This window comes from Robertmurraya korlensis, from assembly GCF_023715225.1.
GTDB lineage: Bacteria > Bacillota > Bacilli > Bacillales > Cytobacillaceae > Robertmurraya_A.
In genome coordinates this window covers 1-463 of record NZ_JAMBNS010000089.1, presented here as the reverse complement: position 1 = coordinate 463, position 463 = coordinate 1, and the positions used below count along the sequence as shown (strand labels likewise).

At 47.7% G+C, this 463-nt stretch carries 1 protein-coding gene; it reads right to left on the bottom strand.

Features of this window, described 5'->3' with window-relative positions; all coding sequences use genetic code 11:
- Positions 1-37: 37 nt before the first annotated feature.
- The coding region (locus tag M3175_RS25945) for an endonuclease/exonuclease/phosphatase family protein (protein WP_251524589.1) at positions 38-463 on the bottom strand (426 nt) is incomplete at its 5' end.

The following is a 463-nucleotide window of genomic DNA, read 5'->3' as shown; positions in this document are numbered from 1 at the left end:
AAGCAAATGCTTACATGGCGTTTTACCTTGCCCTCTTCTAGCTTTCTAATGCGCCTTTCAATAATTTGCTAGCATCACTAGCGCTATCACTCTGAGCTTCCGATAGTTTTTCGCCTTCTTTAACGCCTTCTTTGATGGTTTCTTTCGCCTCTTGGTGATCGGCGATGCTTGGCAAAGGTTCAGGCTGCTCATCCATGACTTCAGGCTCATATTGTAACGTAGTGAGCACGGGAAAATGGTCGGAGCCAATGTTCGGCATACGCGCCATCGATACCAGCGTGAAGTGATTGCTATGAAAAACATGGTCAAGCGCCCAGCGCAAAAATGGGTAACTGGCATGAAAGGTATTGATGAATTTACGCCCAATGCGAGGGTCTAGTAGCCCTGAGATACGCTGGAACATGCGTGTGGTATGCGACCAAGCCACATCGTTCAGATCACCTGCAACAATCACCGTCAAATC